The following is a 15,830-nucleotide window of genomic DNA, read 5'->3' on the forward strand; positions in this document are numbered from 1 at the left end:
CAGATTTATACAGTAATAAAATAAGCCCATTAAAGTAAGGTAATAACATGAACCAACGTTTACAAAGATTATCGGATCAGATTCAGCGTGAGCTTGCTGTTCTTATTCGTGATGAAGTCAATGACCCTCGTCTAACGGGTTTTGTCACAATCTCTAGTGTCAAAGTTAGCCCAGATTTAGGCTATGCGGACGTCTATGTCACTATCATGGAGCCTGAGCTCAATGATTCTATGAACAAGACCAATCATGAAGAAAGTATCAAAGTATTGAATAAAGCAGCAGGGTTTTTGCGTACGGAACTAAGCCATAGCTTAAAAACACGTACTACGCCGCGCTTACGTTTTCATTATGATGAAGTAACGGCTCGTGGTAACTATATGATGGACTTGATTAGTAAGGCCGTGACTAAAACTGAGCAAAACGAGAATGACGAGTAAATTATTATTATGTCTATAGCGTCTAAGCAAGTTGATAAAAAAGCCAATAAATTACCTGAAAAAGTAAAAGTTTCAGGTGTCATATTGGTGGATAAACCCAAAGGTATGACCTCGCAGCAAGTCGTGTCAAAAGTGAAGTATTTATTTAAATCACCGATACACGATAGTAAAAAGGCAGGGCATACAGGGACGCTTGATCCGATGGCAACTGGCCTGTTGCCTATTTGTTTGGGTGAAGCCACCAAGTTTAGCCATTATCAACTGGATGCTGATAAATCTTATCAAGCGACTATCTTGCTAGGTAGTCAAACCGATACTGGTGATGCTGATGGTCAAATCGTAACGCAGGCATCTATTCCCGTATTTGACGAAGCATCATTGGCGACTATTGTCCAGCAGTTTTTGGGTGCTCAGCAGCAGATACCTCCGATGTATTCAGCGCTAAAAAAAGATGGCAAAAAACTGTATGAATATGCTCGCGCTGGTATTGAGGTTGATAGACCGCCTAGAGATATCACGATTAAAGCAATCAATCTACAGATGATAGATGATACCCAGATTAATCTAATGGTTACTTGTACTAAAGGTACTTACGTACGTGTATTAGCGGAAGATATTGCAAAGCAGCTAGGTACGCTAGGACATTTGACGGCATTGCGTCGTACACAAGTAGGGAGCTTTAACATTGATGATGCGATCGCTTTATCTTCATTAGAAGAGCATGGTTTAGAGGAGCGACAGTCTTGGCTACTGCCCATCGATGCTTGTATTGATATCGATGCTGAGCTAACCCTGACAGAGGAACAATGCGCCCGCGTACATATGGGGCAACGCTTAAACGTATTTGATGAGCTAACAGGTAAGCTCAAGGATTATGTTGCTAGAATGGTTTCTGACCAGCTGTCTAAGAATAGCTCTGTCGATATTAATGATGATGCTAGTACTCACAGTAAAGCTAATATTGGTCTTGATGCGCCTCAGCTCCTAGAGCATGAAATACCTATTGATATACGTTTACTCAATGAGCAGGGAGAATTTCTCGGTTTGGGGTCTGTGAGCTTAAACGGACGTCTACAACCTAAGAAATTGATTCAGCGCTAATAGTAAAGTTTTCATCAATGCTACTTAAATAGAGAAACTACCACCTAATATTGGCTTGATTTACTAATAGTTTACACTAATCACATACCGTCACATTTTATTGCAGGTTTCGCCTATGGTGAAACCTGTTTTTTTTGTACTCTAGATTCATCAGATAGGGAATGCTGAGTTAAAAAATAAAACGGACAAATATTATAAAAATAAAAAATTGCCATAAGGTTAATAACTAAAACGATAAACAATTAAAAGTAAAAACCAATGCAGAAAGGACGCATTTGAACAAAAATAAAATAGTTCAAAGGAGAATGTACTGCCAAACAATAATAAAACTAACTTATAAAAATATACTGGCTCACAAAAACTAATAGATAAGAAGAAGGAAAGTTATGAAAACGATCGCTTTTTTACTACATAACCACTTTGAACAAGCAGAGTATGAAGACGTCAATAATCAGCTAAAAGACAAAGGCTATAAAACACTTCTCATAACAACAAATGATAAAAAAGAAGTGCAAGCCATGCAGCAAGACGTAGATAAGAGTGATACTTTTACTGCTGATATCTTTGTAGAAGATGCTAACGTTTCTGACTATGATGCATTGGTGTTACCAGGTGGTACTGTCAACGCTGATACTATTCGTGGTAACGAAAAGGCTCATCAAATTATCAATGCTATTAATGAAGCAGGAAAGCCACTAGCTGTTATTTGTCATGCTCCTTGGGCTCTCATCAATACAGGTATTGCTAAAGGCAAAACCCTTACCGCTTATCCTACTTTGCAATTAGATCTAGAAAATGCTGGAGCAAACTACGTAGATAAGACAGTTCAGGTAGATGGTAATCTTATTACTTCGCGTAACCCAGATGATATACCCAATTTTGTTGATGCCATAGATAAAGCATTATCTTAGAACTTTGGCTTCTAACTAAAAAAATTTAATTAAGTACTACTAAATCTTAACTCTGTACAATTAATATTTATAACCATAACTAAGGAAGATACTATGTCAAATTCTAATCCAAATGACACCAAGCTTGAGCAACAACGTTCTGATTCAGCAGAAGCAGCGCTTAAAGGTCAAACTGAAGACAATCATAGTGAAAACAGCGAAGCAGCAGCAGAACGTATCGCAGCTAACTTAGAAAATGCGAAAGAAGATAAGTAGGTTTTTAATATGCCACCTATAATAGGTGGCATCGATATGTTTATAGTTTGCACGTCTTATGATCGATGAGTGCAACGACAGTTAGTCCACAAAATAATAATTCAGGAGCTAATATGAGTAATTCACCGAACAATATGGACAAGCAAGAAAAAGAGATTGAAAAGCTTGCAGAAGAAATCAATCCAAGTGAGCATACCGCCCCAGACAGTCTAGCGGAAGTGACTACTGCCGCGCCTCTTGAAGATGATGAACTAGGCGGCAATGCGACAGAGTCTGACGCTAATAAGTAGCCTAAGTAGCCTAGGTAGGCTCTTAATAGATAGTTATCTATTAAATACTAGTTATTAGAAATTAAATGTCGCTTTACAAGTATTATGAAAAACTGCTGCTAGTTCAGCAGTTTTTTGTTATAATTACCCCCACATTTAAATTAGGTTTTGAATGATGTACTGTAACTAGCCCATTACTTTGATTAAGTAGTGCTATAGCTAAATACAATGTACGATTTAAAATATATTAAATGGTTGTTAACCGAGCTTGTCGTACACTAGGTCAACTCTAGTAATGCAGGGTTGTCCTGAATGGCGTACAAGTTATTTTATTTATTATTCTATTGCTTTAATACTGACTCAAATTGTAGTCCGTTTTTTAAAGTTTTTAGCATTGCCGGAGATATTTATGCTAACTAATACCGATCGTGAACAAATCATCGCTCAATACCAACGTGGCGAAAATGACACTGGTTCTCCAGAAGTTCAAGTAGCTTTGTTGAGTGCTCGTATCAATGATTTGCAGAATCACTTTAAAGCACACAAAGCTGACCATCATAGCCGTCGCGGTCTTATCCGTATGGTTAACACGCGTCGTAAACTGCTTGATTACTTAAAAGGTAAAGACCTTGGTCGTTACACTACTCTAATCAGCCAGTTAGGTCTACGTCGTTAATCTAACGACAATAGTACGAGTGGATGCTAAATTTTTTGCTAAATCGCTTGGAACTTGTTTGTTGTTATCGATAAAATAGATTTTTCCAAAAACGGTGTGGAATAGTTTCACGCCGTTTTTTTATGCTTATTCGTTTTAGATACCGTGTTCAAATAGTAAGAGCTATAACTCCTTCTATAGAATCGTTAAGAGGGATATTGGTACAAACTGTACTAACCAAGTCTCAAGTACGGTATTTCCTGACGATAATTGCGCTACTGTGCAATTAATTGGTCAATGGCTATAAATCACTGTAAAATAATGCCTTGTGAGCTTGATAGCGCATCTGCTACAGATATGGCGATTATTGATAAAATATTTATTATTTGGCTTGGTAATCAGCGCAGATAGCTGATATTTGAAAGTTCAGAAAATAGCCTATAGGGTTTTTAGCATCGAAGTCTTTTGACTTAATGTCTTTTTGATAGTATTTATAGTAAAGCCAAAATTGCACGACCGAATATACATAATAGTACGATGTCTAACTCAGACAAATATATGAGATAACCAAGTAACGTTATTGGCATTGGTTGCGATGATTTTTAATAGAAAACATGTCAACTGATAGCCATATACACAGAATTTTAATGACAGATATCAGCTTTTTTGACGCTGATATCAGTTTTGTCAGTCAACATTAGGAAGATTATATGACAATGTTCAACACCATTAAGCGTGAATTTCAGTATGGCAACCAGCAGGTTGTTATCGAGACAGGCCGTATTGCCCGTCAAGCAAACTCTATCTTAGTACATATGGGCGGCGTAACAGTATTAGTTGCAGCAGTCGTAAAATCAGAAGCTAAAGAAGGTCAAAACTTCTTTCCGCTAACGGTTAATTATCAAGAAAAAATGTATGCAGCGGGTAAAATCCCAGGTGCCTACGGCAAACGTGAAGGCCGTGCGAGCGAATTTGAAACTTTAACTTCACGCTTGATTGACCGTCCGATTCGTCCGCTATTCCCAGAAGGCTACGTAAACGAAATCCAAATCACTGCAACAGTTGTATCATCAGATAAAACTCAGTCTGCAGATATCGCTGCACTAATCGGTGCTTCAGCAGCACTAGCTATCTCTGATGCGCCATTTAATGGTCCTGTTGCTGCTGCTCGTGTTGGTTTCATTAACGGTGAATACGTTCTAAACCCAACGTCTGAGCAGCTTGAAACCAGTGATCTAGACTTGGTTGTAGCTGGTACTAAGTCTGCGGTATTAATGGTTGAATCTGAAGCGGCAGAGCTGTCAGAAGACCAGATGCTAGGTGCAGTATTGTATGGTCATCAGCAACAACAAATCGTCATTGATAACATTGCGTCAATGGCTGAAGAAATCGGTACTGCTAAGCAGCAATACTCTGCTCCTGAGCGTGATCAAGCACTTACTAGCAGCATGAAAGAGCAGTTCGGCGAGCAAGTTGCTGACGCTTATACCATTACTGATAAGCAAACACGTTACACGAAGCTTGATGAAATTAAGCAGTCAATTATTGATGTACTTGCTGGTGATGCTGAGTCAGAAACTTATGCTGATACCGTATCTGAGCTTAAAGAAATCTATAACGACCTTAAATATCGTACTGTTCGTGACAACATCTTGTCAGGTAAGCCGCGTATCGATGGTCGTGACCCTGAGACAGTTCGTGCGCTTGACGTACAAGTTGGTGTATTGCCATATACGCATGGTTCAGCATTGTTCACACGTGGTGAGACGCAGGCATTGGTTACTACCACACTTGGTAACAGCCGTGACGTCAACATGATTGACTCACTAGGTGGCACGATTCGTGACCATTTCATGCTGCATTATAACTTCCCACATTTCTCAGTTGGTGAAACGGGCCGTGAAGGTATTCCAAAACGTCGTGAAATCGGTCATGGTCGTCTAGCACGCCGCGGTGTACAAGCGATGTTGCCAGATAGTGAGCGTTTCCCGTATGTGATTCGTGTGGTATCAGAAATCACTGAATCTAACGGTTCATCTTCTATGGCTTCTGTTTGTGGTGCAAGTCTGGCATTGATGGACGCAGGCGTACCATTAAAAGCACCAGTGGCTGGTATCGCGATGGGTTTGGTTAAAGAAGGCGATCGTTTTGCTGTATTGTCAGACATCTTGGGTGATGAAGATCATCTAGGTGATATGGACTTTAAAGTAGCCGGTTCTAAAAATGGTATCACTGCACTTCAGATGGATATCAAAATCGAAGGTATTACCCCTGACATCATGGAGCAAGCGCTTAAACAAGCCCATGCAGGTCGTATCCATATCCTAGAAGCAATGAACCAAGTATTGCCTGAGAGCCGTACTGAAATCAATGCTCATGCACCAAACTACGCGGTTATCGAAATTAACCCAGACAAGATTCGTGACGTTATCGGTAAAGGCGGCGCAACTATCCGTCAGCTAACCGAAGAGACTGGTGCGGTTATCGATATCGATGACGCTGGTACGATTCGTATCTTTGGTGAAAACAAAGCAGCGACTAAAGCCGCTATCGGTAAAATCGAAGCAATAACTGCTGAAGTTGAAGTTGGTAAAACTTATGAAGGAACCGTTGCTCGTATCGTCGACTTCGGTGCATTTGTAAATGTCTTGCCAAACACGGATGGCCTAGTACATATTTCACAAATCGCAGAAGAGCGCGTAGAGAATGTATCAGACTACCTAAAAGAAGGCCAAATCGTTAAAGTGCTCGTACAAGACGTTGACAACCGTGGTCGTATCAAACTAACTATGAAAGGTGTTGAGCAGAACTAATACTCAATATCTGATGTGGTTTAAGTAATAAAAAACCGCCTTGAAATGCTCGTTATGAGTATTCAAGGCGGTTTTTTTGTATGCTCAAAAGGACGATGACTGGCTAGCTAAAAGGCCATTTATAAATCAATGCTTTTAGGAATATGTATATCGATACGAAGTTTTGGTAGGTCTTGTAAGTACTCAGTCAGTAATGGCAAAGTATCAGCATGCCAGTCTAAGGCCAGGGTATCTACTGTAGTATTTTCATTGAATACGAGATCACGTGGTTTGCCTGAGATAAGCGGCCGCGCAAGCAATGCAACTCTGCGTATGCCTTGGTAACGTATAAGCGGTATTATTTGCTGTTGTAAATCAATCAAAGCAGCAGTCAGCCAACGTATGCGCGCTGGATGATAAGGATGGTTTGATATCACAAGGTTGGCAATATAGTTTGGCTGGTTACCGTTACTACTGATACCAAGTCCGACCTGCTCACGTGTACGCTTATTAAGTAAGCAGCTACCAACATTCAGACTACCATCGCGGCATGCACGATGATAGTGACTATAGTTATCAGGAAATAGAGTTTTCGCTCGTGTGAGTACAGGATCTAAAACGATACCAGTATTGTTGACAGGTAAAACAAGCAGCTGTGCATTGCTATTTAAAATAGAGGCATGTGTGAATTGCAAAATCGCCATCGTAAGCCTCTCTATAACCAAATCAAGTATACGGTTATTGAACCGTCGCTTTATTAGAGTCGTTTGCTTCTAACTGAGCAATTTGTTGTTCGAGTAGCGCAATTTGTTCTGCCTTCATATCAGTCAACTGCTTATTCATAGCCACTTGTTCAGCGGCTAACTTTTCTTGTTCGGCCAGTCGCTGACGCTCATCTTCTAAACGATCAATCTCTTCTTTCGCCAAGCTATCATTTTCTGGTAGAGGCGCATCTAATATAGCAGTAGGATTTGGTATCGCGTTATTGTCATTATTGGCTGCTCCAGAGTTTTCATCCATGAGCACACTATTGTTAATCACAGAGTCATCTGTTGTCTCAGATATATTGTCTGTTGTTGACTCTTTCGGCGTTTGCTCAGTTACTGGTGCCGAAGTGGCGTCATCTACAGGGAGTATGGACTGAGTGCCAGATCTTCCTACGATAAGGTAGACAACGACGATAAGTAACAATATGGAGATAAGTACTGCCAGAATTTTCTGACGTGTTTTAGTCTGTTTTTTCTTGGAAGCGCGGGTTGATGAAGGCCGGATGTTGTCTGGTTTCATATTATGATCGATTCATGTCAAGAATATAAGTAGCCATACTATAGCAAACTCAAAATAAAAAGCCTATCTATTGATAGATAGGCTTAATAGACCATTAAATAATAAAGGATTTAATCTGTTTTTAAGTATGAAAACTAAATCGCTAAGACTTAAATTTTACAGTACCGCTGGTGCCAGTCGCCATCGCATCGCGAGCCATTTGATCTTCTAAATGGTTCTTTGCGCTAATGGCATCAGGATCGGGACGGTGCTCTGTGTGTCCGCACTGAGTACATTCAATATACTCATCTGGGGCAGGAGTCACGATATTAACTTGCACCACAGCGTCCATCTCCTGACATTTTGGACAACGTACCCCTGCTAAAAATCGGCGCTTAGGACTAGGTGACTGATAACGCATTTAAATGACCTCGCGAGTCGTTTGAGTATTTGCCGCATCAATATTTTTAACATCAGTGAAACCATTATGACGTAGTAGGGCGTCGATACTGGCGCTACGACCACGGAAGTTTTCAAAGTTGGTCTTCGCTGGGAAACTGCCGCCAACAGATAAGATAGACTCACGGAACGCTTTGCCTGTCGCTGGGTTGAAAATACCGTCTTCTTCAAACTTGCTAAACGCATCAGCTGATAGCAGTTCTGCCCATTTGTATGAGTAATAACCTGCAGCATAACCACCCGCGAAGATATGACTGAAACCATTAGCAAAGCGGTTATAGTCAGGTGTTTGCATAACGGAGATATCATGACGGACAGTATTGAGCGTCTCTAAAATACCATCGTAACTAAGTGCTGGCGTATGAGCATGAATGAGTAAATCAAATAGAGCAAACTCAATCTGACGCAGCGTTTGCATGCCGCTTTGGAAATTTTTGACTGCTAGTAGTGCATCGAGCTTGTTTTTAGGTAATGGCTCACCAGTCTCAACGTGACTACTGATAAGCGCGATACCTTCAGCGTCCCAAGCCCAGTTTTCCATAAACTGACTAGGAAGCTCGACCGCATCCCACTCGACGCCATTGACACCAGCGACATCACCCACCATCACTTGAGTCAATAAATGATGTAAGCCATGACCAAACTCGTGGAATAAGGTTAATACTTCATCATGAGTCAATAAACTAGGTTTGCCATCAAGTGCTGGCGTGAAATTGCCAACCATAAAGCAAACGGGCAGCTGTTGATGGTTCTGTTCTTCATAGCTATAGCGAGATTGAAAACCACTCATCCATGCACCGCCACGCTTACCGCTACGCGCAAACAAGTCAAAGTAGAAGCCGCCGAGCAAGCGATCATCAGCGTCGAATAATTGATAAAAACTCACATCGTCATGCCAGCGAGAGACTGAGTCACTTTCTGCATCCTTATGACCTTGCTCTTGTACTTTGATACCGTATAGACGCTCAACGATAGTAAACAAGCCATTAATCACTTTAGGTAATGGGAAATATGGACGAATTTCCTCTCGCGATAAGCTGAATTCACTTTGTTTTACCTTTTCAGCGATGTAGGCGCTATCCCACGGTTGCAATTCGTCAATGCCATAATCGCTAGCGTATTTCTGTAGCTGTGCCAAATCTGCTTTGGCAGCAGGGGTTGCTTGCGTTGCTAAGTCACGTAAGAATGTTTCAACTTCTAAGACGCTATCTGCCATCTTGGTCGATAGCGATACTTCAGCATAATTTGCAAAACCAAGTAGCTTGGCTTTTTGCTCACGTAATGAGAGGATTTGACTCATATTGTCAGCATTATTTAATGAGTTTCCTTTTGCATTGGTATGCGTATCAAATTCAGAGGCGCGTGTGACGTAAGCATGATACAACGTCTCACGCAGGCTACGATCGTCCGCATGAGTCATGATCGCTAGATATACAGGAATATTTAAACTGGCCACATAATAAGGCGTTGGAAGCGCATCTATATCTGTTTGACTCAGAGTGCCATTAGTAAGCTCACGCGCTTTGTATTGCTCACCTGCATCTGCCAATAGTGCCAAACCACTCTCTGTTAAGCCTTTTAATTGAGAGTCTTCTAAAGGCAGGGCAAATGCTTGCGTCGCATCCAAGATATTGTCCGAAAAGGTTGCAGACAGGGTCGATAACTCACTTTGGATAGCGGCAAACTTTTCTTGCTCAGCTTGAGGTAACGCAACGCCTGATAACTCAAAGCTACGTAATGCCAGTTCGATTGCACGTGCACGAGCAGGCTCTAACGTAGCAAAGAAATCTGTGTCATTGACGATAGTTTGATAGCGATTAAACAAAGGCTGATGTTGGCCCACTCGCGTACCGTAAGCAGATAGCTTTGGTAGCAGCTCATGGTGAACATGACGAATCTCATCGTTGCTCATCACGCTATTGAGATGCGACAAAATACCCCAGCTACGATCTAATGCCAAATTGATATGGTCAAAGCTCATCACATCTGCCAAAGCTTGTTCAGCGCTTATTTTTTCAGCACTGTCACTTTCTATCGCGGTTAAGGTATCTAAAAAAGCATTGGCAGCATCAATAGCGTCAATTACTTGGTTCTGTAATGTATGTGGTGCAGTGTCGGTAAAATCGACAAGGCGTAAATCTAAAGGAGAAGGTGTCATATAGGTATCCGATATCAATGAATTATTATTAATCAAAATGAGAATGAGATAAATCTGGCTACTATTGAAATATACAGTGTGTTCTTATTTTATATATAGATTATATAAAAGATGGGTTCGTTTGGTAAAAATACAACCTAAGCATTTTTATACGATTCAAGTGAGTAAAGCAGTGCTAGCAATCTGAAAGTAAATATCGAAATTTTGACACTTAGATTCCACTTCTTAAGATAATTATCTGAATGTGTAGTTATGCTCGCTAAGGCATTTCTTTAACAATATAGAGTGCTCTACTTACAAAGCGCTATCATTTGCTTGCAAATTAACCCTACAGGGAGTGGGGTATAGCTGTTAGCATCAAGATAATGGAATTTAAATATTATGCATCGACAGGATGCAAGAAAAACACGGACAGAAATTTCTATGTTCATAACAGTATATGAGTGAAGAAATACATAAAGTTAAAAATGAACGATAATAAAACAAGGAGCAATATATGAAAGCGACTCTTAAAAGTTTACGTGAAACTAAAGCGAATCCTGCTGTAAGTATCTTTGTTAAAACGCATCGTGAACATCCAGCTAATGAGCAAGATCCTATCGCTCTAAAAAACCAATTGAAAGTTGCCGAAGATCGTCTGACAAAAGAGTACGATAAACGCACAGCGACTACCATTCTAGATAATATTCAAAATAAAATCAGTGAGCTCAATCACAATTATAACCTCGATACATTAGCTATATTTGCTAGCACAGATGATGTACAAGTTATCCGTATGCCAATTGATACAACAGAACGCGTTGTGATCTCAGATAGATTTGCTACTCGTGATTTGGTTCGAGATATGGCAAGTGCGGTACATTACTATACCGTGGTCCTAACTCGTGATAATGCTCGTTTGATTGAAGCGTCTAATGATCGCGTCGTGAGAGAGTTCGATAAAGATGACGATGCACAAAACAACATGGAGAACATTCAGTTCCCTGTTGAAAATAACGGACTATATACAACAGGTGACGGTGGCTCAGATCGCTCATCAAACAACGAAAGCAGTCACTTAAAAGAATTCTTTAACCAAGTTGATAAAAGTGTCCAAGAATTGTGGGGCGAGCATAAAATGCCTCTTGTCATAGTTGGTGATGCAAAAAATATTGGCTACTATAAAGAAGTCTGCGATCGTCCAGATAATATCATTGCTACAGTATCGAATGCGACCAATCTAGAAGATGGTAGTGCACAGCATATCGTTGACAGTGTGCAAGAAGCTGTAGAAGAGTATCGCACATCGCTGCACAAAGCTGCATTGGGTGAAATAGATAAAGCTCGCGGTGCGAATATGTTGCAGACTGATTTGCAGGAAGTATATCGCAGTGCTTTCCAAGGAGCTGGTGAGACACTTTATGTACGCCGTGGTTATATACAATCCGCTAAGATTGACGAGAAAGCACAAACGTTAAGCCCTGCCAATGATGCGACTACGGAAGGCATCACAGATGATGCAATCGGTGAAATCATCGAACACGTCATTCATAATGGCGGCGAAGCTGTATTTATGCCACAAGACATCATGGGCGAAGATCAACCAATAGCGTTAGTAACTCGATACTAATCTGACGCTGACACCTATGCGCGATGTTCATTTATGAATCAGCCATTTATGAATCAGCCATTTATGAATTAGCCATTAATAATACATAGGTGTAATATGGGAGCATTGGTTCAGTATGAGCCAGTGCTCTTTTTATGTCTGTCATTACCATCACTATGGGTGTTGTCGTAGCTGAGCTATTGATCTTTACTCCATAAATAATGAGCGTACAACTAACCAAACTATGACTACCACCTCTTTTGTTTTAACCAGCTACAATATCCACAAAGGCATGTCACCGCTGAATCGCCAAGTGAAGATGCAAGGTATTGCTCAGGCGCTAGAGTCTGTCGGTTCAGACGTCTTGTGTTTGCAAGAAGTGCAAGGCCAAAACCTCAAACGCAATATGCAGTATAACGAGTACCCAGATCAGTCTCAGCATGAATGGTTTGGCGAATTTTTAGATCTACAAAACAGTTATGGTAAAAACTCAGAGTACGAAAACGGCCATCACGGCAATGCCGTATTGAGTCGCTTCCCGCTAGATCCCAAACACAATGTAAATATTACGGTCAATAAGCTTGAGCAGCGCGGGGTTCTGCACTGTGAGGTACAGCCTATCGGTTGGGAGATGCCAGTTGTGGTGCTGTGCGCACATTTGAACTTGTTTGAGCGGGATCGTATCAAGCAGTATCAAGCGATTAGTGACTATGTTCGAAATGAGATTGCGCCGAATCAACCGCTCATCTTGGCAGGCGACTTTAATGATTGGAAAAAGATGTCTTGTGACAAACTGGCATCAGATCTCGGTATGATAGAAGCGTTCAAACATTGTCATGGCAAGCTGTTGCCAACCTTTCCCGCAAAACTGCCAGTACTCAGCTTAGATCGTATCTACGTGCGCAATTTGCTTGTGAAGGATGCTTGGGTACACACTGGAAAACCTTGGTCATCGCTATCAGATCACCTGCCCATTAGTGCAGAGCTGATGTTGCCCTAATACCTAACTATAATAATTCGTCTAAATGTATTATATTGGCAATCTATCGATATATGAACAATTGTCTTTATTGATCATATTATTGATTAACCATGTTCTCGATTGAAAGTGCTATTAACAGCACAACGTTTCAATAAAATAGATAACAAGTACAGCCTAATAAACAAAATATAAGGATATTCTACGATGGCAACAGCGTCTACTACTGATGATAATCACCAAGCTAACCACAACATACCTAAGACACAGCACGCCGTACTCATACGCGAGTTCGGTGAGCCGGAAGTAATGAAATATCAAGATGGTGCTGATGTCCCTGAGCTACAGGACGACCAAGTACTGGTAAAAATTGCCTATGCTGGGATTAACCCTGTCGATTATAAAACCCGCCAAGGTAAAGGCTGGGGTGCGGAAAACATCCGTAAAGACAAGTTTGAGAATGATCAGCCAGCTATTTTAGGATTCGATGTATCAGGCGAAGTAGTCAGCAGTAATAGCGATGAGTTTGCTGTCGGCGATAGAGTAGCGGCTTTGACCTTTAGCGGTGGTGGTTACGCGCAATATGTGGCAGTAGATGCCAAGTTGCTTGCGAAAGTACCAGAAGGTGTCACTTTAGAGCAGGCAGGTGCTTTGCCTTGTATCGGACAAACGGCACTACAATTTGTGGATTTTGCTGATATAAAAACAGGCGAGCATGTGGTGATTAATGCACCAGCAGGTGGTGTTGGTCATTTACTAATCCAATTGCTCATGAATAAAGTGGCACAAGATAACATCAAGGTGACGGTAATTTGCTCACCAGAAAAGTACGCCAAGCTTGATGAGTTGATAGACGTATCTAAGCTGGCGGGTTGGATAGATTATACCAAAGATGAAGCGTTTCCTGATCTACAAGCCGACGTGCTGCTTGATTTAGTCGGTGACGAAGCAGGTGTCCGCGCGCTTAGCGTTCTCAAGACAGGTGCTCGAGTAAATGTGTTGCCAACTATCTGGGTTGATAAGCTCAAAGAAGCCGGTCAGCAAAAAGACTTGGAAGTAGCAGGTTACAAAGCGCAGCGTAGTGGTCAAGATATGGCGCGTATTTTACAGGAAGTGGCCGATGGTAAGCTGACTTTGAAGATTCAAAAAACCTATCCACTCTCAGAAGTTGTTGCAGCGCACCATGAGCTACAAAAAGGCGATGCTTTTGGCAAGATTGTCTTAGCGGCAGCTGAGTGAATGTCAAGATTGCCCAAATATTAGGTAGTGTTTGGTAGGATTTATTAGTAAGGGGATATCTGTTGAAACCCAGTAAACCTAACTGATGATTTAACAAATCATACAAAAGTTTTATTTTGGACAACAGAACGTCCCTGTAGTCTTCGCTTATTTATCATAGGATAGAAAGCGAACGATACTAATAAAGGGAATAATATGACTATCAACAATAAGACCAGCAATGAAAAAACAGATGACCACATTGCTTATGAATCCAAAGTCCGTGCAGAAATAGAAGCATGGAAGAACCCTGATAAAGGGATTTTGGATAAGACGCTCGCAGTGCTTAATACCCCTGTGGTAGCAGCCGGTGATGCGTTAATGGAGGCTCCACAATTTGGCGATTCTCTAAAAAAAGCAACTGAGGAAACGATTACTGCTTTGAGTGATGCAGCCAATTGGACATTGGACACTCAAGACGTTATTGATAGCTATCAAGAGATAGCGGATGTTGATAGCTCCTCGATTGCAACACTAGCTGATATTAAACGTCTACCCATTGTGGTTGTAGACAAACAAGTTAAGTTTTTCAAAAGCAAATATGTAGCGCTAACCAGTGCGCAAGGGGTGACTACAGGGGTCGTAGGCTGGGCAGGTATCCCTGCTGATGTCGTTGGGCTTATTACAGCCAATCTACGTGCGATTGGGGAATATGCAACGTACTATGGCTTTGATATCAATAATGAAGGCGAGCAGCTATTTGCTATGTCTTTGTTGGCTGTAGCAACTTCTGCCTCTGTTGAAGAGCGTAAAGCGGCGTTAGATGACACTCAGGCAATGATTAAAGATCCACAAACTCAAGCATTCAATCAGATTAATGAAGAAGTCGTGTCTCGTGTACTGCGTCAGACAGCGACTAAAGTAGCCACTAACATCGTTAAGACAAAAGCGGCGCAAATCATTCCAGCGGTAGGCGCAGTAGTCGCAGGTGGTGTTAATGCTAGCTACACTGCTAATGTGTGTGAAGCTGCTTATCAGTGTTACCGTGAGCGTTTTTTGGATCGCATTGCATAAATATCAGATGACTCGTTAAGTCAGCGATAGTATCAAGATGTAAGCATATGCCGAAACGTTAGACTGATTCGCCCAGCATCGATCGTCTTTGTCTTAGTAATCGTATGCTTCCAAAAGGTTTGTGTGTCACCATGCATCACAACGAGCTGACCAGACTCAAGATAAAGTTCAACTTTGTCTTGAGTTTTTTTATGCTTAAAAACAAATTTACGTGTTGCACCAAGCGATAAGGAGGTGATGACTGGTTGATGACCGAGCTCTTTTTCGTCATCAGCATGGTAGCCCATACCATCAGCGCCAGAAGGATAGTAATTAAGTAAGCAGGTATTAAAATTGGCAGTTACGCCAACATCTGCTAAAGCTTGTTCGATTTTCTGTTTCACGTGAAACACTACATCTGACCATGAAACGGTTTGCCGCACGTGTCCTGAATATTGATAGTCTGCATCTGTATCTCCCATCCAAACGATTTGCCGAGTAGTTATATGGGTCTTACCAAATAACGTCACGATGTCTGGCTGCCAAGGTAGCTCATTTAGTAGAGTATTATAAAGGGCAGTGGCATCGTCGATAATCACGCCTAGATCATTCACCTTACCATCATAGGGTAGTAAGTTATCCGTGGGTGCAGGAGCAAAGAGGTCAGTCATAATTCAGTCGTTATAAAT

The 15,830-nt window shown here is 41.2% G+C and carries 16 protein-coding genes; 11 read left to right on the forward strand and 5 right to left on the reverse strand.

Annotated elements, in window-relative coordinates:
• Positions 1-47 precede the first annotated feature (47 nt).
• The 7 genes from JMY00_RS04460 to pnp all read left to right on the forward strand — a co-directional run bounded on the left by JMY00_RS04460 (position 48) and on the right by pnp (position 6,441).
• Positions 48-437, forward strand: coding sequence for a ribosome-binding factor A (locus tag JMY00_RS04460; RefSeq protein WP_102091359.1), 390 nt, complete (start codon positions 48-50; stop codon positions 435-437).
• Positions 438-446: 9 nt separating this feature from the next.
• Positions 447-1,538 (forward strand): tRNA pseudouridine(55) synthase TruB, encoded by a 1,092-nt coding sequence (truB, locus tag JMY00_RS04465; RefSeq protein WP_201579263.1) that lies wholly within the window; start codon positions 447-449, stop codon positions 1,536-1,538.
• A 386-nt stretch (positions 1,539-1,924) separates the two neighbouring features.
• On the forward strand, positions 1,925-2,449 hold the full coding sequence (locus JMY00_RS04470) for a type 1 glutamine amidotransferase domain-containing protein (RefSeq protein ID WP_102078737.1): 525 nt from the start codon (positions 1,925-1,927) through the stop codon (positions 2,447-2,449).
• A 93-nt stretch (positions 2,450-2,542) separates the two neighbouring features.
• Complete coding sequence (locus JMY00_RS04475) at positions 2,543-2,704, forward strand: hypothetical protein (RefSeq protein WP_162799524.1); 162 nt, start codon at positions 2,543-2,545, stop codon at positions 2,702-2,704.
• Between the two features lie 113 nt (positions 2,705-2,817).
• Entirely contained in the window at positions 2,818-2,994 is a 177-nt protein-coding gene (locus tag JMY00_RS04480) for a hypothetical protein (protein ID WP_201579264.1), read from the forward strand.
• Positions 2,995-3,382: 388 nt separating this feature from the next.
• Positions 3,383-3,649, forward strand: coding sequence for a 30S ribosomal protein S15 (rpsO, locus tag JMY00_RS04485; protein ID WP_045443035.1), 267 nt, complete (start codon positions 3,383-3,385; stop codon positions 3,647-3,649).
• Positions 3,650-4,338: 689 nt separating this feature from the next.
• Positions 4,339-6,441 carry a polyribonucleotide nucleotidyltransferase gene (gene pnp / locus JMY00_RS04490; protein ID WP_201579265.1) on the forward strand — a complete coding sequence of 701 codons (2,103 nt, stop codon included), beginning with the start codon at positions 4,339-4,341 and terminating at the stop codon, positions 6,439-6,441.
• A gap of 119 nt (positions 6,442-6,560) precedes the next feature.
• Here pnp and JMY00_RS04495 read toward each other — a convergent pair whose 3' ends face one another.
• The 4 genes from JMY00_RS04495 to JMY00_RS04510 form a co-directional block, all read right to left on the reverse strand.
• A complete protein-coding gene (locus JMY00_RS04495) occupies positions 6,561-7,124 on the reverse strand; it encodes a hypothetical protein (RefSeq protein ID WP_201579266.1) in 564 nt (187 codons plus the stop codon).
• 34 nt (positions 7,125-7,158) lie between these two features.
• Positions 7,159-7,707: a hypothetical protein gene (locus JMY00_RS04500; protein WP_201579267.1), complete on the reverse strand. Its 549-nt coding sequence runs from the start codon at positions 7,705-7,707 to the stop codon at positions 7,159-7,161.
• Positions 7,708-7,849: 142 nt separating this feature from the next.
• Entirely contained in the window at positions 7,850-8,107 is a 258-nt protein-coding gene (locus JMY00_RS04505) for a YheV family putative metal-binding protein (RefSeq protein WP_201579268.1), read from the reverse strand.
• Positions 8,108-10,303 (reverse strand): M3 family metallopeptidase, encoded by a 2,196-nt coding sequence (locus JMY00_RS04510; protein WP_201579269.1) that lies wholly within the window; start codon positions 10,301-10,303, stop codon positions 8,108-8,110.
• 496 nt (positions 10,304-10,799) lie between these two features.
• On the opposite strand from JMY00_RS04510, the gene JMY00_RS04515 reads away from it, so the two are divergent.
• The 4 genes from JMY00_RS04515 (at position 10,800) to JMY00_RS04530 (ending at position 15,162) form a co-directional block, all read left to right on the forward strand.
• Positions 10,800-11,912 (forward strand): hypothetical protein, encoded by a 1,113-nt coding sequence (locus JMY00_RS04515; protein ID WP_191114503.1) that lies wholly within the window; start codon positions 10,800-10,802, stop codon positions 11,910-11,912.
• Between the two features lie 223 nt (positions 11,913-12,135).
• Positions 12,136-12,891: an endonuclease/exonuclease/phosphatase family protein gene (locus tag JMY00_RS04520; protein WP_102091367.1), complete on the forward strand. Its 756-nt coding sequence runs from the start codon at positions 12,136-12,138 to the stop codon at positions 12,889-12,891.
• Between the two features lie 186 nt (positions 12,892-13,077).
• A complete protein-coding gene (locus JMY00_RS04525) occupies positions 13,078-14,109 on the forward strand; it encodes an NADP-dependent oxidoreductase (protein ID WP_201579270.1) in 1,032 nt (343 codons plus the stop codon).
• A 195-nt stretch (positions 14,110-14,304) separates the two neighbouring features.
• Positions 14,305-15,162, forward strand: coding sequence for an EcsC family protein (locus tag JMY00_RS04530; RefSeq protein WP_201579271.1), 858 nt, complete (start codon positions 14,305-14,307; stop codon positions 15,160-15,162).
• A gap of 32 nt (positions 15,163-15,194) precedes the next feature.
• Here the strand turns inward: JMY00_RS04530 and JMY00_RS04535 are convergent, their stop codons facing one another.
• Entirely contained in the window at positions 15,195-15,812 is a 618-nt protein-coding gene (locus JMY00_RS04535) for an alpha-ketoglutarate-dependent dioxygenase AlkB (protein WP_201579272.1), read from the reverse strand.
• Between the last annotated feature and the right edge of the window lie 18 nt (positions 15,813-15,830).

The organism is Psychrobacter sp. Pi2-52 (assembly GCF_904846705.1).
Classification (GTDB): domain Bacteria; phylum Pseudomonadota; class Gammaproteobacteria; order Pseudomonadales; family Moraxellaceae; genus Psychrobacter.